The 19,200-nt window shown below is 26.5% G+C and carries 20 protein-coding genes; 4 read left to right on the plus strand and 16 right to left on the minus strand.

The window, feature by feature from the left end:
• The first annotated feature begins 15 nt into the window (after window positions 1–15).
• On the plus strand, window positions 16–513 hold the full coding sequence (locus JNUCC81_RS10280; protein WP_208333467.1) for a 2'-5' RNA ligase family protein: 498 nt from the start codon (window positions 16–18) through the stop codon (window positions 511–513).
• Window positions 514–596: 83 nt separating this feature from the next.
• On the opposite strand, the gene JNUCC81_RS10285 is transcribed toward JNUCC81_RS10280, so the two are convergent.
• From JNUCC81_RS10285 to JNUCC81_RS10330, 10 genes are all read right to left on the minus strand, one after another.
• On the minus strand, window positions 597–1,265 hold the full coding sequence (locus JNUCC81_RS10285; RefSeq protein ID WP_208333468.1) for an ABC transporter ATP-binding protein: 669 nt from the start codon (window positions 1,263–1,265) through the stop codon (window positions 597–599).
• Between the two features lie 54 nt (window positions 1,266–1,319).
• Window positions 1,320–3,884: an ABC transporter permease gene (locus JNUCC81_RS10290; RefSeq protein WP_454093382.1), complete on the minus strand. Its 2,565-nt coding sequence runs from the start codon at window positions 3,882–3,884 to the stop codon at window positions 1,320–1,322.
• A gap of 22 nt (window positions 3,885–3,906) precedes the next feature.
• Complete coding sequence (locus tag JNUCC81_RS10295) at window positions 3,907–4,287, minus strand: DUF3139 domain-containing protein (protein WP_454093383.1); 381 nt, start codon at window positions 4,285–4,287, stop codon at window positions 3,907–3,909.
• 45 nt (window positions 4,288–4,332) lie between these two features.
• Window positions 4,333–5,001: a hypothetical protein gene (locus tag JNUCC81_RS10300; protein WP_454093384.1), complete on the minus strand. Its 669-nt coding sequence runs from the start codon at window positions 4,999–5,001 to the stop codon at window positions 4,333–4,335.
• Between the two features lie 191 nt (window positions 5,002–5,192).
• Window positions 5,193–6,302 carry a hypothetical protein gene (locus tag JNUCC81_RS10305; protein WP_454093385.1) on the minus strand — a complete coding sequence of 370 codons (1,110 nt, stop codon included), beginning with the start codon at window positions 6,300–6,302 and terminating at the stop codon, window positions 5,193–5,195.
• 109 nt (window positions 6,303–6,411) lie between these two features.
• On the minus strand, window positions 6,412–7,605 hold the full coding sequence (locus JNUCC81_RS10310; RefSeq protein ID WP_454093386.1) for an alginate O-acetyltransferase AlgX-related protein: 1,194 nt from the start codon (window positions 7,603–7,605) through the stop codon (window positions 6,412–6,414).
• Window positions 7,606–7,623: 18 nt separating this feature from the next.
• Entirely contained in the window at window positions 7,624–9,051 is a 1,428-nt protein-coding gene (locus tag JNUCC81_RS10315; protein ID WP_454096392.1) for an MBOAT family O-acyltransferase, read from the minus strand.
• A gap of 178 nt (window positions 9,052–9,229) precedes the next feature.
• Window positions 9,230–10,606, minus strand: a complete 1,377-nt coding sequence (locus JNUCC81_RS10320) for a GHKL domain-containing protein (RefSeq protein WP_454093387.1) — start codon at window positions 10,604–10,606, stop codon at window positions 9,230–9,232.
• A complete protein-coding gene (locus tag JNUCC81_RS10325; RefSeq protein WP_454093388.1) occupies window positions 10,600–11,310 on the minus strand; it encodes a LytR/AlgR family response regulator transcription factor in 711 nt (236 codons plus the stop codon). The genes JNUCC81_RS10320 and JNUCC81_RS10325 overlap by 7 nt, the downstream gene beginning before the upstream one ends.
• A gap of 335 nt (window positions 11,311–11,645) precedes the next feature.
• Window positions 11,646–12,371, minus strand: coding sequence for a DeoR/GlpR family DNA-binding transcription regulator (locus tag JNUCC81_RS10330; RefSeq protein ID WP_454093389.1), 726 nt, complete (start codon window positions 12,369–12,371; stop codon window positions 11,646–11,648).
• Between the two features lie 305 nt (window positions 12,372–12,676).
• Here JNUCC81_RS10330 and JNUCC81_RS10335 point away from each other — a divergent pair, with 305 nt between their 5' ends.
• From JNUCC81_RS10335 to JNUCC81_RS10345, 3 genes are all read left to right on the plus strand, one after another.
• Entirely contained in the window at window positions 12,677–13,159 is a 483-nt protein-coding gene (locus JNUCC81_RS10335) for an RNA polymerase sigma factor (protein ID WP_454093390.1), read from the plus strand.
• Window positions 13,156–13,764 (plus strand): zf-HC2 domain-containing protein, encoded by a 609-nt coding sequence (locus JNUCC81_RS10340; protein WP_454093391.1) that lies wholly within the window; start codon window positions 13,156–13,158, stop codon window positions 13,762–13,764. Before JNUCC81_RS10335 ends, JNUCC81_RS10340 begins: the two co-directional genes overlap by 4 nt.
• Before the next feature lie 423 nt (window positions 13,765–14,187).
• The gene (locus tag JNUCC81_RS10345; protein ID WP_454093392.1) at window positions 14,188–15,450 is read left to right on the plus strand and encodes an amidohydrolase family protein; all 1,263 of its coding nucleotides are present in this window, start codon (window positions 14,188–14,190) and stop codon (window positions 15,448–15,450) included.
• A gap of 71 nt (window positions 15,451–15,521) precedes the next feature.
• Here the strand turns inward: JNUCC81_RS10345 and JNUCC81_RS10350 are convergent, their stop codons facing one another.
• The 6 genes from JNUCC81_RS10350 to pxpB all read right to left on the minus strand — a co-directional run bounded on the left by JNUCC81_RS10350 (window position 15,522) and on the right by pxpB (window position 19,193).
• On the minus strand, window positions 15,522–15,863 hold the full coding sequence (locus JNUCC81_RS10350; RefSeq protein ID WP_454093393.1) for a hypothetical protein: 342 nt from the start codon (window positions 15,861–15,863) through the stop codon (window positions 15,522–15,524).
• A 188-nt stretch (window positions 15,864–16,051) separates the two neighbouring features.
• Window positions 16,052–16,276 carry a DUF4177 domain-containing protein gene (locus JNUCC81_RS10355; protein ID WP_454093394.1) on the minus strand — a complete coding sequence of 75 codons (225 nt, stop codon included), beginning with the start codon at window positions 16,274–16,276 and terminating at the stop codon, window positions 16,052–16,054.
• A 31-nt stretch (window positions 16,277–16,307) separates the two neighbouring features.
• Window positions 16,308–16,511, minus strand: coding sequence for a helix-turn-helix transcriptional regulator (locus tag JNUCC81_RS10360; protein WP_454093395.1), 204 nt, complete (start codon window positions 16,509–16,511; stop codon window positions 16,308–16,310).
• A 5-nt stretch (window positions 16,512–16,516) separates the two neighbouring features.
• Complete coding sequence (locus JNUCC81_RS10365; RefSeq protein WP_454093396.1) at window positions 16,517–16,897, minus strand: DUF3796 domain-containing protein; 381 nt, start codon at window positions 16,895–16,897, stop codon at window positions 16,517–16,519.
• Between the two features lie 581 nt (window positions 16,898–17,478).
• Window positions 17,479–18,495, minus strand: a complete 1,017-nt coding sequence (locus JNUCC81_RS10370) for a 5-oxoprolinase subunit C family protein (protein ID WP_454093397.1) — start codon at window positions 18,493–18,495, stop codon at window positions 17,479–17,481.
• Complete coding sequence (gene pxpB, locus JNUCC81_RS10375) at window positions 18,495–19,193, minus strand: 5-oxoprolinase subunit PxpB (RefSeq protein WP_454093398.1); 699 nt, start codon at window positions 19,191–19,193, stop codon at window positions 18,495–18,497. Before pxpB ends, JNUCC81_RS10370 begins: the two co-directional genes overlap by 1 nt.
• Window positions 19,194–19,200 lie beyond the last annotated feature (7 nt).

Raw genomic sequence — 19,200 nt, forward strand, 5'->3', positions numbered from 1 at the left:
CTTAGGAGGTAGTTTATGGAATGTAAACGTTTGTATGTTATGGCTCAATATGACGAAGAAACTGAAATAAGATTAAATAAAATAAAAAAATCACTTTTAGATGCTGGTATTACAGGAAACCTAGCTTCTGATTTTCCAAATCATATTACATTAGGGTCATTTGAACTTGATAAAGAATCTGAATTAAAAAATAAGATAAGAAAAATTTGTAAAAGTACTAAAAAAATACCTATTTCATTTGATAATATAGGATTATTTGGAATGAAAGTGCTTTTTATAGCTCCATCTGTTACATATGAACTACTAAATTTACAAGAACCATTTAATCATAGCTATCCTGATAATTTTAATTGGGTTGCCCATACTACAATGATTCTTGATGAGCCAGATATAATACAAAAAGCACTACCAATTGTTGCTGAAAATTTCTCTTCTTTTTCAGGTTATATTGAAAGCGTTGTCTTGTATGAATATTCCCCCTCAAGATTTATATTAAAAGAAAATCTAATATAAGATTCTTGCAAAATAAAAATACCCTCCATAATTTGGAGGGCATTCTTATTTTAAAACACATCTCTACATCTAAATAAATATCACTAATTTGATAAAATTTTACCATCACTAATAGTTATAATGTTATCGGCACTCTTAGCTATTTCATCGTTGTGAGTTATCATAACTAATGTTTGTTTATATTCATTAACACAAAATTTTAATATATCCATTACTTCTTTAGTCGTTTTACTATCTAAATTTCCAGTGGGCTCATCTGCAAATATAACTGATGGTTTATTAGCAAGCGCTCTTGCAATTGCTACTCTCTGTTGCTGTCCTCCTGATAATTCATTTGGGAATTTCTTTATTTGAGATTTAAGCCCTAATTTACTTATTAAATCTTCTACGTGCTCTTTATCTACTTTTTTACCACTAATTGAAACAGGAAGTATTATATTGTCATAAACATTTATAACTGGTATTAAGTTAAAACTTTGAAATATAAAACCAAATTCTTCTCTTCTTATTTTAGAAAGTTTATCGTCATTTAAAGTATATAAATCTAAATCATTCATAAATACTTTGCCAGAAGTTGGTTTATCAAGCCCTGCCATACAATGAAGTAATGTACTCTTTCCAGAACCACTTTTTCCAATTATCGCTGTAAATTTATGAGGTTGTATTTTTAAATTTATATTATCAATGGCTCTAACTTCACTGTCACCCTTGCCGTATATTTTTCTTAAATCTATAGTTTTTAAAGTTTTCATAAACTAACCTCCCAATGTAATTTCTTAATGTATAAATATTACTTATATAAGTAATTAATCGTTATCTTTTATTCCTTCAATAATACTCATCTTTTTCAAGTCTCTACTACTTGTAGCTATTGCTATTAAACATACAGTCACTGATATAATAAAAAATATTATTGATTCTTTAACTGGAAATGTAAAAGGCATAAAATGCTCTATTCCATAGTTTTTATAAGCATTATTATTCCAGTTTACAAATTTAATTAAGTTTATCATTGCTGGAACTAAAGCGATTATAAAACTTAATATTGCATATGTTAATGCTTCATAAGCAATCATTTTCTTCATATCTCTTACACTCAATCCTATTGCTCTAAATGTTGAAATTTCTTTTTTTCTTATAAGTAAATTTGTTTTTATTGTACAGAAAATATTAATTCCTGCTATTATTAAAACTAATATTATCACTGATAACTGTGTTTTAATATACTCAACTTCAAAACTTTTTTGCATCTCATTAAAATTAAACTTACTTTCAAATTGAGATAAGTGAATACTATTAGAAACTTCTTCTACTTTTTTATTTACAGTTTTATCATATGAATTTTTTAAGTTTATACCTAATTTATTGTATTTTCTCTCTCCAACAATATGTTTAGAAAGACTATTAGCTGTTACAATCTCAAAATTACGGTTTAAATCTCCATCTCCCTTAGACATCCAGTCAGATTTTAAAATTGCACATACTCTTACTTTGCTTTCTTTATATTCAGTATTTGTGTTTTCTGTAATTGGAACTTTTATTGTTATAATGTCCCCTATCTTTAAATCAGGAAAAACTTTTTTAAATTTATTTGTCCCAGATTCATCGTAAAAATAATTATATACTGCTACATTTGGCACCCCTTCATCTAATGATCCAATCTCATATATATGCCCTTCTTGTAAGAAGTTTTTAAGTGTATCTTTTATATAATCTGGTCCAAATAATTTTAGATTCATTTCATATTCCATTTTGTCTTTTTCTTGGATTCCTTTGCTCTTTGCAAAATCTTTATCCATTTCATTCTTTTTATAATCTAATAATCCACTTTCTATTTGTATTGGAGTTACACTTTTTACACCATCTACATTTTTTAGCTTATTTACATCACTCTCTGAATACTCTACATTATCTATATCTGAATTTACTCCAAATTGTATTGTTATATCATATCTTTTTTGCATATCCGCAATTTTATCATTTACCTCATCTTGCATACTTGAAAATGTAGTTAAAAATACATATCCTCCTAGTGCAATTGATATCATAGATATAAGGGCTCTACTTTTATTCCTTCCAATGTTTTTAAGTCCCATAAATCCAGAAAATCCAAATATTTTACTTAAAAGTTTGTCTACTCTGTAACTTCCTCTACAACCTTTTAACTTATCATTTTTCTTTGTAGCTTCAATAGATGATATATTACCTACCTTGAAAATAGGTATAATACAAGAAGCAAAAACAGAAAATGCACCTGTTATTATAGCTTTCATAATATTTGCATTACTTATATATAATTTTGGCTTTATTACTGCCTCTTGATATATAAAAGGATTAGATATATTAACTGCTATATACGAAGATATACAACCGATTATTAATCCTACTGCTATACCTAAAGCCATTATAACCAATGCCTGGTATATTATCATGCTTCTAACATTTTTCTTACTAGAACCTATTAATCTAAGTAATCCCATTTCCTTTATTGTTTCATTTAATGTAATATTAAAAATATTGAATACAAAAATTGCTGCTGTAATTATAATTAGAGTCTCTCTTTTATAAGTATCTGGATTATCCTTATCTATTTGTTTATTCATTAATTGTCGTACAAGAGGCATATTTGGTAAATAACTAACTTCCCCTAAATTGTGTTTTGCCATAATTTTATTAGCTTGTCCATCAATATTTTTCCAGCCACCCTTTAGACTTAATATACTATTATAACTAATTGCATCCTGTGGTATTACGTTATTTTTCCCATCATTTTTGTAAGTAAATGCTTCAAAAGGTATATTAATATCATAAAAATCATAAAATCCCTTTGGTTTTTCTACAACTCCTACTAGTTTAAATTTTTTCTCTACAGTATAAATTTTATTATTTCCTTCATTATCTTTATATTCCTTTTTTACTGTAAAATCTAGAGTAGAGTTTAATTTATCTGCTATATTCATAGCTTCTAATGCTTCTTTTCCCATTACTATTTCATTATTATCCTTTGGAAGTCTACCTTTTATTAATTTAGAAGACTTATCAGTTATATAATCTTTATCTGCCGATTTTAGTGGAAAAGAATTCCCTCGTTTATCTATAATATTACCTAAATTTTGTACTGTAGTAATTTTTGATACATCCTTCTCACTCTCTAATTTTTCAACGCCTTCAGGATTTAAATCATTAAATTCTACATGATATCCACCATAAAGTTTATTTATTACTCCTACATTATTTTTATTTTGAGAATCTTTTATAACACTAGTTCCAAATATTAAGACTACACCTAATGCAACCCCTAATATTAAAAGTAATGTTCTCATTTTATTTTTTCTTAAATATGCTAGTGACATTTTAAAATATATTCCCATAAAATCTCCTCCTTTTTATAATTTATTTATCTAAGTGAATTGGCGGATGTTTTACATTTTTAAGTTCCTTAACATCTGTCAGTTCATTACCATTACTTAAGTCATATATTTGCAATAAAACTTTATTTATATATAAAGAATAGTAATCATCGCTATAAAAATATTGATATTCATATTGAGGATCATCTTTATAAGATACCTTGTAAAGGATACCATTGTAACTTGCTTTCTTTGCTTTTTCTTTTGTGATATTACTTATATCATCTTTTGAAACTCCCTGTTCTACCATATATTTATTAATACGTTTTTCAGCTTCATTCCAAGGTTTAAAGTAATTATCATATACAAAAAATCCTGTAAATCCTATAATTAGTGCTAATAAAATAGCTATATTTTTTCTCATATAAACCTCCTTATTTTAATAAAAGTTGATAAGTTTTCTGATACACTAAGACTTTGAAATATCAAAGTCATAATTACATCTTAATTGTAAAGTTTTAATATATTTTTTAGATTTATTAACTTGAACAACTTGAATCGGTATAGCATCCTTATAAGGAAGTTCTACAAGACCCTCTTTCTTATTAAATGTTTTTTTAACTGCATCAAAGAACTCTTTCTCTGTTAATTTAGTGTTAGTTAATGACTTAAATATGTTGTATATAGCTTTAACATATTTATCATTTTCAGATAGTTCCATATCTTCAGGATATTCTTTGACCCAAAGAATATCTAGTGTAGCCTTACCCTTTTTATCATTTTCGAACATAGAGTAATATAGACTTTGAATATATTGATCAGGAAGATTTTCGAAACCTCCTAGAGATAACACGAAACTACCATCTGGGTTTGAGTGGGCAACCCTAAGTCCACTATCTATTATAGCTTTTGAGATTTTTTTAGATAAATCTTGTTTAACCTCATACACTCCTTCTCGAGTGTTAATTTTTTTTGAGTAATCTTCAAAGAGCTTAATAGATTCATCTTCTTCAGTTGCTTGAGTTTTAGTTTCAATTGAGCTTTTTGATGAATTCTCAGAATGTGTACATCCTACCATTAAACCTACACTTAAACTTGTAGCTAATATCATAGCTAATATAGATTTTTTTACTTTCATATACCTTTCCTCCATTGTATTTATACTTCTCACGTATTTATTAATTATTTACCATAGCTCTTTAGTATGTGACTAATTCTTATAATAAAAAAATAAGGACGTTACCTTCTGTTAAAAGATAACATCCTTATTTTTTAGTATCAATATATATGCCCCAAATAGTAGGTTAATCGACCCAACTATCAGTATTTTTAATCTATCTTCTTATTAATCATCTCTTTAATCATTCCTTCAAACCCAAAACTATTGTACATAAACATGATTATATCTGAATTAATATTTGTTATTATATCTTCATATGTCATATCAATATTTTCAATGTATCTAGGGTCTACTATTTGAACTTCTTTAAATATATCAGCTAGTAACCATGTCATTGGTGCTTGATATGAATCTCTAAATATTAATACTTTCTTGTCAGTCAGTGAGTTTCTATTCTTTATTTTTAATATATTACAATTAGTCCCTCTCATATATGCTCCACCATAGTCCCAACTATTTTTATTTCTTAATGTAGCCATTATTTTCTCTTCATCTAATTTATGTCCCTTACTTCCATCTGTAATAAAATACTCTAATTTACTTCCCTTTTTATATACATAGTTTGCAAATTCTTTATCTTTAACTATAAAGTTTAACTTTCTATTATAGCTACCTATAAATTCTTTATCTTTGATAACTTTAACCTTATATTTACTCATATACTCACTAACTTCATTACTTGATAAATCTAAGTCCATATTATTAATTATAAATTCAAAGCCTTCAAATGCTCCTATTCCATTCCAATGGTGGTCTGTTTTGAAATAAAAATTCTCTCTTTCTTTCTCTGAAAAATCAGATAAAAAATATCTATCTATATCTATAAATGAAATATAATTTTTATCTAACTTTGAAGCTAATGAATCCTTATTTAAATCTATATTATTTTTATTTTCTACAAAGCTAGGATAAAGATGTTTTAACATATTTGTTTTATGAGTCATTGATACAAAATAAGTATCTTTTCCTTGTGATGTAGCAAGTTTACTTAAATCATTTATTTCATTTGCATATAACTTCATCTTATTGTCCGGTATAATTTTAGAAAACTTACCTAATAACCAGTTATTTCCAGTCAAATAATAGTTGCCTACAATAAATCTATCTTTCTCACCTTTGTCCAACTTATTTACATAATTCTCATTGAATACAGATGCTTCATCTATAAGACTATTTTTGAGTTGATTTGAAAAAACTCCAAAGCTAACTATAATTAATATAGATATTATACCTATGTACTTTAGTATATACTTTTTCATAGCACTGTCTCCTTTAACTCATGATAATATATTGATGAAGTTATATTTCCCTCATAACAAAAAAATAAAAGCCATAAGTTGAATATACATAAAACTTACGGCTTTTACCTTACTTTATTCCTTTATCTATCATAGTTTTAATCATAGAACCAAATCCAGAACTATTATACATAAACATAACTATATCTGAATTACTTTCTTCTATTATTTCTTTATATGTCTTGTCTATTTTATCTATATTTCTTGGATCAGCTATTTCAACTTCTCTAAATAAATCTGCAAATAACCATGTAGTTGGAGCTTGATATGAATCCCTAAATATTAATATCTTTTTATCAACTAGTGCATCTTCATTTTTAATATTTAATATATTAGTTTGTGCTCCTCTAATATATGCCCCGCCATAATCCCATTCTTTGTCATTTCTTGATGTAGCAATAATATCTTCTTCTTTTTTCTTTTTACCATTTATCTCATATGTATACTTTGTATTATCTATATAAGCATAATTAGCATATTCTTCTTCTTTAACTATCATATCTAAATTTCTATTATAACTACCTATAAAATTTTTACTTTTTACAGTCGTTATTTTGTATCTATTAAAATGGTTATTTAATTCATCCTGAGATACCCCTAAATCTATTCTTGAAGCCATCATTTTAAAGTTTTCAAAAGCTCCTATGCCTGTCCAATGATGGTCTGTTTTAAAGTATAAACGTTCTAGTTCATCTTGGCTAAAATTATTTAACATATACTCATCCATGTCAATATATGTTACTATATCAGACTCTAACCTTCTCCTAAACTCATTTTTATTTATATCTATATTTTCTATAGTATCTACATATTTAGGATATAGATGTTTTAAAATATTTGTCTTGTGAGGCATCATAGTAAAGTATACATCTCTATCTAAACTTAAACTTATCTCAGATAACTTATTAATTGCATTTGAGTAATCATTTAACTGCTTTTCACTCAAAAGCTTTGAAAACATTCCTAAAATCCAATTATTATCAACTAAATAGTAATTACCAACTTTTGTTTTGTTTAATTTAACTTCAGATTTTTTATTTATACTTATCATTTCATCCCTAAGTACAAATTGATCATTATAGTAGCTTTCAAACTTAGATGTAAATTCACCTTCTTTAATATCTTTTAATACTGGCTTTTTTTCAAGATTTCTATTCTCTACAATACTATACTTTTTCTCTGGAGTTATAATATTAAGAATTAAAAAACCAAAAACTATACTCAAAAATGGTATTATTATATACCTAGCTTTCTTTTTATTCATAAAACTTCCCCTTTAAATCTAAAATCTAAAATATAAAAATGGGTTGTAACTCGAACTACATAGCATTGTTATAGCAATAAACATATATATACCTAGCGATAATCCATGCATTAAATATGCTATATCATTATTTAAGGCTTTTTTATTAACTTTTAAAATTAATCTTTTTAACACTTTTATAATAGGTGTAGATAATATTATAGATCCAAGTATAATGTACCAGTAATCAATTAAGTAAGCATTAAACGCGTTATTAACTATAGTATTAGAATTAACTCTAAACATAACTTTTAAAAACTCAAATGCATATGTTATATTGTCAGCTCTAAAGAATACCCATCCTATAACTACAATTAAAAGTAAATATATATGTCTAAATACTCTAGGAATTTTATAAAGTACTTTCTCTAAAAATGCTTTTTCTAAAGCTATAAATACTCCAAAATATAGACCCCATATTATAAATGTCCAACTAGCTCCATGCCACATACCAGTTAAAAACCAAACTATAAATAAATTTCTATACATCTTAAGTTTTGATACTCTACTTCCACCTAATGGTATATATACATAATCCCTAAACCAGCTACCTAAAGAAATATGCCACCTTCTCCAAAACTCTGAAACTGTTTGTGATATATATGGATAATTAAAGTTTTCGAGAAACTCAAATCCAAACATCTTACCTAACCCTATAGCCATATCACTATACCCACCAAAATCAAAATATATTTGAAGTGTATAACAAATTATACCTAACCATGCTTCTAGTATTGAAATATTTGACAAATCACTTGAAAACACACCATCTGCTATACTAGATAATTGATTTGATAATATAACTTTTTTAGCTAGTCCACAAACAAACCTATTTACACCATCTGCAAATTTTTCTATTGAATGTTCTCTTTTATTTATTTGTGTAGCTATAGTCTGGTATCTAACAATTGGTCCTGCTACTAATTGTGGAAATAGTGTAACATAAGCTCCAAAATCTAATATACTCTTTTGTGCCTTAGCATCTCCTCTGTAAATATCTATAGTATATGACATTGTTTGGAAAGTATAAAATGAAATCCCTATCGGTAAAGGTAAATTCAATAATCCTATATCTAAATTAAAAATAATATTAATATTTTCAATTAAAAAGTCGCTATACTTGAAAAAACATAATACAAATAAATTTATAATTGCTGAAGATATAACTACCCTCAGTGCTTTTTTCCTTTTTCCTAGCTCAATGAATCTTTCAACTTTCAATCCATGTATATAATCAACAACTGTTGAAAATAACATTAAAAACACGTATACTGGTTCTCCCCATGCATAAAAAAACAAACTTACTAATACTAATATGCTATTTCTTACTTTTTTATTTGATATATAATAAAATATTAAAGTACACGGTAAAAATAAAAATAAAAACATCAAACTACTAAATACCATTTTTTTATATGTCAACAAATTTAAGTTGTTAACACGTCTCCTTCCCTATATTTTCATAATAATATATATTGATTTAGTACAGTTTCCTTAAATATAAAAAATAAGGGTATTGTCTTTTGTTATTAAAAAGATAACACCCTTATTTTTTAGTATCAATATATATGCCCCAACTAGTAGGTTAATCGACCCAACTGTCAGTATTTGGATTAAGTGGTATGTATATGTTTAGTGTAAATTTGTCCTTTTGGTCTTCAAATAATATTTCTCCATCATATTTTTCTAAAGATGATTTAATACTTTGAATTCCTATTCCATGTATAAATTTATCCATTTTGTCTGTTAATAATCTATTTTTATTAATCCTAATACTATTAACTTTACTATTTTCACATTTAAGTACAAAATATTGTCTATTTATAGTACCTTTAATTCTAATATATTTATTAATATTTTCATCATGTATTTTATCACTCGCTTCTATTGCATTATCTAAAATATTAGCAAATATACTGGATACATCTATTGGTTTTATAAAATTAACTTTTGAAAAGTTTATATCACAAATAAATTTAATTCCCTTTTTTTTACATAGTTCACTCTTTTCATTGATTATAATATCTAATATCATGTTTCCTGTATTATAAGTTGATTTGAAGTCTTTAATTTCATCTTTTAAATTATTTACATATTCATTAACTTCTTTACTATTATTTTTAAGATTATCTATAGTACAAATATGGTTATTTATATCATGATAAAGTTTTTTAACTTTCATATGAGATTCTTGAATACTTAAGTAATAAGAATATTGCATATCTAATTTGTTTTTTATTAATTCATTTTGAGATTTTAATTTGTTCTCTTTTACTATTTGTCTAAATAATAATATCAAAACTATACTACTAGCTCCTACTAACTTTGGAGTTAGAAGAAAAGAAAATACAAACTGTTCTGAATATAAGACTCCAAATCTCTGCATTTTGTAAAATATATAATTTCCAACTATACTAATTGAATTAACAACTAAAGCAAATAATAAGTATATATAGTTTCTTTTTTCGCTATCAAGTAATTGTAAACGATTATTAAAAAATCTAAATACAAGATAGATAAATAAAATAAACAGATTAACACATATCTCAACTTTTAAATTTTCAAAATCAGATACTAAAAGAGCTTTTTCGGATGATATAACATTGCCTGTAATTACAAAAAATAAAATTCTATCTAATAAATACTTTTTAATCAAGTCGTAATATACATTAAATAAACAAAAGAAAATTATATATTTAACATATCCTATCTTATAAAAATAATTATAGTATACTACCCAAGCAATAAATATTATGGCATCAACTAGGTAATTGCTATTATTACCATTAATTTGAGATATATTAGACAGTCTAGCTATAGTATAAATTAATAACAATAAAATATAAAATACAATTTGTTCGTTTTCTTTGCCTTCTTTTTTATAAGTTAATATCCCTTTTAGTATAATAAAACGTGTAAGTATTGATAAAGCTAATATAAAATTAGACATCAAATTTAACATATTGAATCACCAATAAATCTTAAGAATTTCTCCTTAACTTCTTTATGTCTATATCTACTAACAGGTATTTCTTCTCCACATTCCAATACTATAGTATTTGACTTTATATTTTCTACATAACTTAGATTAACTAAAAAGCTTTTATGGCATCTTACAAATTTATCTTGTTTTAAGTCTTTTTCTATTTTTTCTAGACTATATCTCACATCAAAACTCTTATTGATTGTGTGTATTAACATATTCTTTTTTTGAACTTCTACATACTTTATTTCATCTGAGTAAATCTTGTATGTATTAGACTTGTTCTTTATTATAATATGATTATTTTTATTTTCAGTCTCATTAATACAAGTTAGCACATGTTGTTTTAATTCTTCTAATTCTATAGGTTTTAGCAAATATCTATAAGCTCTTACCTCGTATCCTTCTTGTACATAATCTATTAAAGAAGTTATAAATATTATTTCTATTTTATTATCTACTTCTCTAATCTTTCTTGCAGTATCCATTCCATTTATTCTCCCCATTTGTATATCAAGAAGTAATATATCTATGTCTTTTAAGTTACATTCAAGTAACTCTTCTCCAGAGATATATTTTTGTATCTCATATTCTATATTTATGTTTTTTAATATATTATTAAGATAATCTTCTATTAAGAGCTGTGTTTCTTTTTCATCTTCACAAATTGCTATTTTAATCATAAGCCCCCCCCCCTAAACTCTTCTTATTATAATCCAATATTGAAAGTTTTTTTGTTGATATATTTAAATATTTATTTTTATATCTTATACTTTAGGATAACATTTTTTTATTATTTTTATCAATACTCAAGTCTAAATACGGTAAAGTCCTAAATTTAACTTTTTTGCTTTGTTAGGTTTAGTAATTACTTTCCAAGTCATATCTGTAATTATTACTAATATGTGTTTCATGTTAATTTTATCTATATATATGATTAGTTTAAACTGAATTAATAAAAAATAAGAAAGGTCAAACTTTGTTTTTATTAAGTTTGACCTTTCTTTAATTAATAATCTTAATTTTGATTTATTATTTTATCCTCAGTTATTATACTTGTCACTTCATCTAAATTAGCAAACTTATATAGTCCATCATAGTTAAACTTCTCTTTTTCCATTACTAAATATCTTTTATTAGAGCATTCAATTATAGTTTTTTTTGTATTTCCATCTTCTAAATTAAGTGTAGTTATATATCCTGTTTCTAAGTTAATTCCACATACTCCTATAAACGCTTTATCAAAAGTAAATTTTCTTATGTATCTATCAGCAGCTGAACCTACTATTGCACCTATCTCTTTGTTAAATTCTCCTCCAATACAAATTACTTTTATATTCTTATTACTTCTTAATTCTAATACAATTTCTATCATGTTTGTTACTACTGTAATTTCTTTATTTATTTTGTTTAATTCTTTTGCAATCTCTAGACTATTAGTCGATATATCTAAAAATATTATATCTCCATTATCTATTAGCGTAATTGCTTTTAGTGCTATAGCTTTTTTCTCTTGCATATTAATATCTTTTCTTTTATCAACGTTTTTTATCTCATTAAAATCTCTTTGTGCAATAGCACCTCCATATACTCTTTTTAGGTGCCCTCTAGACTCTAGCTCTTTTAAGTCTTTTCTAATACAGTCTTGCGTAACTTCAAACAAGTCGGATAAATCTTTAACCTTTACTCTCCCACTTGATTTGATTATTTCTATAATTTTTTCGTATCTCTCTTCTAAAAACAAATTTTTCACCTCTTATTTTTATTCCAAATTTCTTATTTATTATTATTTTTTATTATTGTTTTTTATTATTTTATATTGATTTATATGTATTACCATATTATACTATAGATATAATAATTAGTATATAAGGTAGCGTTATAAGCCAAACTTAGCGTGATACTTTATATAACAAAAGCACTAATTTTTTAATTAGTGCTTTTTTATATTTTGCATTAGACATCTACTTATGACATTTTTTATAAAAATCAAAATTCTATGTAACGAAATATATTTTTTTAGGATATATGTTTGAAGGAGGTGATATTATGCATGAAATGGATGGAATATACAAGAAGTATGCACAGATGGTTTTTAGGTATTTGATGAGTCTTTGTAATGAAGAACAATTGGCAGAAGAACTTACCCAGGAAACATTTTACCGTGCTATAAAATCTTCAAATAAATATAATGGTACTTGCAAAATATCTACTTGGTTATGTCAAATTGCAAAGCATATATGGTATCAAGAACTTGATAAAAGAAATAGAAAGAGAACATATGAGTTAAATGATGAAATTCCATCTACAAATGCAAATGTAGAAGAGTCCATTTGTTTAAAAGAAAACAAAATGGAACTCATGAAACAAATTTATAAGTTAGAACAAACTTCAAAAGAAGTTGTTATACTTCGCATTACAGGGGCATTTTCATTTAAGGAAATTGGAGAAATATTTAATAAAAACGAAAATTGGGCAAGAGTTACATTTTATAGAGCTAAGCAAAAAATAGGAAAAGGAGAATCTATATGAAATGTGAAATTATAAAAGATCTTTTACCAAGTTATATTGATGAACTTACAAGTAATGAGAGTAATCTGGTAATTGAAGAGCATGTAAAAAATTGTAAAAATTGCAAAGATGAACTCGATAAGATGAAGGAAGATATAAGTGAAGAATTAGTGAAAATAAATAAAGAAGATATCAAACCTTTGAAGAAATTAAATAAAAGAGTTTTAAAATCTGTTATCGCAACCATATTAATCGGAATAACTTTGCTAAGCTCATATTTTTATTTCTTTGGATTTGGTTGGAAGGTAAATCCTAATGATTTAAAAGTAACATATCATAAAAAGGAAGATGCTATATATTTTGATTTTAAGCTAACCAATGGTAGAGTTCTTAATGCGTGGACTGATGCTAAAGACCCTTATACAATTTCATTTACTGAATGTTTTGGTAGTGTATTAGATGATAGAGGAGTTCATCCAAATGAATTTTCTTATGAAGTACATTTCAAAAATGAAAAAGGTAAGGTTATTAAATTTAAAGATAAAGATGTTTTAAAATTAAAACTCAAAGATAAAGTAAAAGAAATTAATTTAAAGCAAGTTTCAGAAGAACTCAAGTTAAACTAATCATTAAAATATTAATATTTAAAGTAAAATTAATGCCCTTATCATCCATTTATTTAGATTTTGAGGGTATTTTTACTAGAGTAATTAAAATTCTCCTACCTATTCAGAAAAATATATTTTTTCACATAGTTTTAAACCTCTAATAAATTTTCATAGTTACATTTTAACTGTATTTTCAGTAAATTATTTATTTATATTTTAATCCTAAAAACGTGCATAAGAATATTTCAGCTGGTAAGAGACTTATATTGATTCTAATATACGAAAATATTTAAAATTATATCTATAAGGATAAAATAAAGAACTAATAAAATTTTAAACTAAATATAAAAATGATTAACTTGTTGTAATTTACATTAATAAGCAATATACTTTGATATATAAATTAAGGTATTTATATATTATAGTAAGGGGGAATCTATAATGAATAAAATTGCTTTTATAGGTGGTTTACTCATTGATGGTATTGGAAAAGATCCTATTAAAGACTCTTTGGTATTAGTAGTAGACAAAAAGATTGAATACACTGGTCCTAAAAAGGATTTTGAAAAAGATTACATAAAGGTTGATATATCAGGAAAAACAATTATGCCTGGTCTTATAGATAGTCATCTACACTTCTCTGGCAATCTCACAGACGATGATAGTGACTGGATTTTAGAAGATTCTATTCAAAAAACAGTTGTTGCAGTCCAACAAGCTCATGAATGCCTTGAACATGGTCTAACTACTGTTGGTGAAATTTCACGTTCAGGTTTACATATTCGTAATATGATTGAGTCAGGTATTATGCAAGGGCCTCGTATAGTAGGTACTGGTTTAGGATTTTCACGTACTTGTGGTCATGGTGATTCTCACAAAGTTCCTTTATGGTATAATGAACAATCTCATCCATGGGCTGAACGTGTTGATGGACCATGGGAACTTCGAAGAGCTGTTAGAAGAAGATTAAGAGAAAATCCTGATGCTATAAAAATTTGGTCAACAGGTGGTGGTATCTGGAGATGGGATAAAAAACTTGACCAGCACTATACACTTGAAGAAATTCAAGCTGTTGTTGATGAATGTAATATGGTAGGTATCCCTGTATGGTCACATGCTGAAGGTTATGGTGGTGCACTTGATTCAGCTAAATCTGGTGTTCATCTAATTATTCATGGCCAAACACTTAGTGATGAATGCTTAAATATAATGGCTCAAAAAAATATTTACTTCTGCCCTACTATTCAATTTCTTAATGAATGGTTCAAAACATATGCTCCACCGTATATTCCAGATGTGCATGATCAATACCCAGGTGATACTGTCGCTGAAAAGGAATTAAATCGTGTTTATGCTAATCTTAGAAAAGCTAAGGAAAAAGGAATAGGATTAACTATTGGTTCTGACTCATTCTGCTCAAGCTTAACACCCTACGGTATAACTGCTATTGGAGAAATGTATTCATTCGTTGAAAAAGCTAACATTTCACCTATGGATACAATAATGGCTGCTACTAAAGTAGGGGCTGAAATGCTTAAAGTAGGTGATATTACAGGTACTTTGGAAAAAGGTAAATTTGCTGATCTTCTAGTTATAAATGGAAATCCTTTAGAAAATATTCGTGCAATAGCTGTTGAAAATATGGATATTATAATGAAAGAAGGAACTATTATAAAGAACTCTTTTATAAAAAGTACTTTCTAATATAAATAAAAATAGTCTTAGTAAGCATTATCACTTGCCAAGACTATTTTATTTGATATAACTTGTTTAGACTAATTATTTACACCCCTATTTTTATTAAACTTATATAGATGAATTTCAGTTAAAGCTATAGGTCCAAGTAAAATTAATATTTCTGCTATGTAATAAGCTACACTTGGAAGTTTCAAATCCATTAAATTAGTTAATCCGATAAAACTCATAGAAAATATTAGAGATATTGTACAAGTCTTATAAATATATGTATTTGCTTCTTCCCAAGTTTCTTTATCTTTCATCGCAGAACCAATTTTATAACCCGCATGTATATTAGGATATTGCTTGTAGTCATCATGTAAATATTTACAAATCGCACCCACAAAATACATAATTATCCCCAAACAAATTACTACCATTCCCATTTTCCTCCCCTATAATCAGATTGATAATATAATAACTTCGAACTTATCTTTATTATAGCATTCACCCAATATACACACTATATTTTTAACCTTTTTGTTACTTTTTATTTTCTTTAATACATTGATATTACTTTAATACACAAGTTTTTCACATATTTTGAGGTATTATAATCTCCTTGTAATTAAAAAGTGACTTTTTTCTCAAGCACAATTTGATAGCAATATGCAGCATATACACCCGAAGCTGAAAATCCCGTATTTTCATTTGCTGGAATAATAACTTGCTTTAATCTCCATCCATTTTTAGATTCTTTATGAATGATACTTTTACATTCTTCAAAAGTATCACCAGATTTAACTTTAAACCCTTTCTTTAATGGCACTTCTATAAATTTATACTCATACATATAAATTTCCCCCTAACTATAGATCTATTAATCAAAATTCAAAAATAAATAGTTCTTCAATCGAAATATTTAATTCCTTTGAAATTCTAACTGCTAATTCAAGTGAAGGATTATACTTAGCATTTTCTAAACGAGCAATAGTTTCTCTTCTAACATTAACCTTAATGGCTAATTCTTCTTGTGTTAATTCATTAAATTGGCGGTATTTTTTTAAATTGCTAGTAAACTTTGTCATAGTGTTTATGATTTCATATCAAATCTATAAGTTAAAAATGCCCATAGATTGGCAGATACGGCAAAAGTTAATGCTACTATTAATAATAGTGTTCTGCAAAGTATCTCAAAAGTTAAATTTGGTTGTAAAAAACTTAATACACTTAATATAAATGCTATTGCAAAACATACGCTAAAAGCTATTGCACCAGCTTTATATTTATTATACTTTAAACGCTCATCCTCAAATTGACCCAATTTAGACCACCAAAAATTAGAAAAATATCCCCAAGAAGCAAACCACAATAAATCAGCAGGATCCCCATTTATTCCTGAAAATCCTCTAAATCCAAAAAAACCGAATAACCCAAATAGAAATAAATATTTGCTTGACTTTATTTTTCCCATAAATAACCTACCCCTTCACGTGATATATTTGTATCCTTTTGTGATAAATATATTACGCCAAAGTCAATTCTAGAACTAAAAAGTTATTAATCTTTAATAATATTTTTAGTCTCCTTGTAATTAAGGAATAACCTATAAAATAGCACATTCATAAACTATAAATATTAGCTTCAAAAATGTGCTTTTTATTTCATATTCAGTTTTAATAGTATTCTATATACTTTTATGTATCCCTTTACCTAATTAAATATGTATATAAAAAGTTATGTTTTTTCGAGAACTTAAAATTATTTAAGTATTAATCTCAATATATATAAATTATTCTCTTTATTTCCCATATTTATAGTTGTTGATTTTACATGTTGATATCCTAATGAATCCCAAAATTTTCTTCCTTTAATATTTACTTCTACTACTCCTATTTGTTGAAAGTAGAAGTAAACCTATCATCCAAGTTCCATTGCTAGGATAGTTTTTAAATATATCCACCATACCAATTATCAAAACAGTTAAGTAATAGAACATGTAGTTAAATAATACTAAAAAATAGTCCCTATGACTATTAGGACTATTTTTTAGTATTATTTAACTTCTTCTGCTATAACATCAAAGTTAGTTCCATTTAAACAAATACTATATCTCTTCTTTTCTATAACTTCAAACTTTTCTATATTATTTTTTATCTCTTTAATATTATCTTCAAACTCTTTTAATAATCTATGAGACTCATAAATATCAACTTCTTTAAAACGTATCTTATCTCCTGGCTTTAACTGTGACAACTTACATAAATCAATACTTATAACATTTCCGATTTTAGTGTATCCACCAACAGTTTGCCTATCTGCCATCATTATTATAGGTTTACCATGACCAGGAACTTGTATTGCACCAAAGGCTATACCATCAGAAACTATATCTGCACCATTTAAATGCTTTATAGCTTCACCTTCTAGCCTATACCCCATTCTATCGCATTCATTGCTAAGAATATATTCATTTGAAAAAAGCTTTAAAATTTCTTCCTCATCAAACATATTATCTTGAGGTCCTCTTATAACTCTAAGCTCTACGTTATTTTCATAATTTTTTATATAATCCTTTTTAAGAGTAAAAATGTATTTTCCTTCACCTTTTCCTAGCTTAATATAATCATTTTCTTTTAAAGCTCTTCCTTTAAAACCACCTATCTTAGCCTTTGTATAAGTAGACTTACTTTCCATTACTAAAGGAATATCAATTCCACCTTCAAAAGCTATATAAGCTCTACACCCTTCACTAGCTCCACTAAAGGATAATGTTTCTCCTTTATTAACAACATAACTTCTCCACATATCCAATTTAACACTATTTAACATTGGACCTAAATTTCCGCCAGTTATAGCAATAACAGTTTTTTCATCAAATGTTATAGTCGGTCCCATAACAAGAGTTTCTATGCAAGCTTCATCTTCTTTATTTCCAACTAAAATATTAGCAACTCTCAAAGAAAATTCATCCATACTACCTGATGCTGATACTCCGTATTGTTGATATCCAATTCTTGCACCCCCTTGGATAAGACTTAAAAGTCCTTTGTTTTTAACAGTAAATCCCATTAAATTTCACCTCCAACTTTAGAAGCTATATTATCAAACTCTTCCTTAGTTATAGGTTCAAATTTCACATAATCTCCTGCACTTAAAAGTATGGGACTTTCATTTGTAGGGTCGTATAATTTTATTGGCGTTCTTCCAATCAACTGCCATCCACCAGGACTATCTATTGGATAAACCCCTGTTTGCTTACCTGCAATTCCAACAGAACCTGCTGAAATTTTCACTCTAGGATTTTCAAGCCTTGGAGTTTCTATTCTTTCATCCATTCCCCCTAAATATGTAAATCCTGGAGTAAATCCTAGCATATATACTAAATATTCTCTTTCACTGTGAATTTTTATGACTTCTTCTATTGATATGTTATTATGATTTGCTACTGTTTCTATGTCTTCTCCGTATTCCCCTCCATAAAGAACAGGTATTTTTACAACATTTTTATCAATCTTATCTACTGATTCTAAATTCTTCTCCAAAGATTTAATAGAATTTATAAACTCATCAAAGTTAACTTTTAATGGGTTATAATTTATCATAAGAGATCTATAAGTTGGTACCATCTCATAAATTGCATCCATCAAAGGTGAATTTTCAATAGTTTTCATTAACTGAATAACCTTTTTATTTATAGATTCATCTATAAAATCTCCAAACTCAACTACTATAGACTTATCTCCTGCTAGTAAATACTTACTTTCCATGATTATC

The organism is Faecalimicrobium sp. JNUCC 81 (assembly GCF_053667625.1).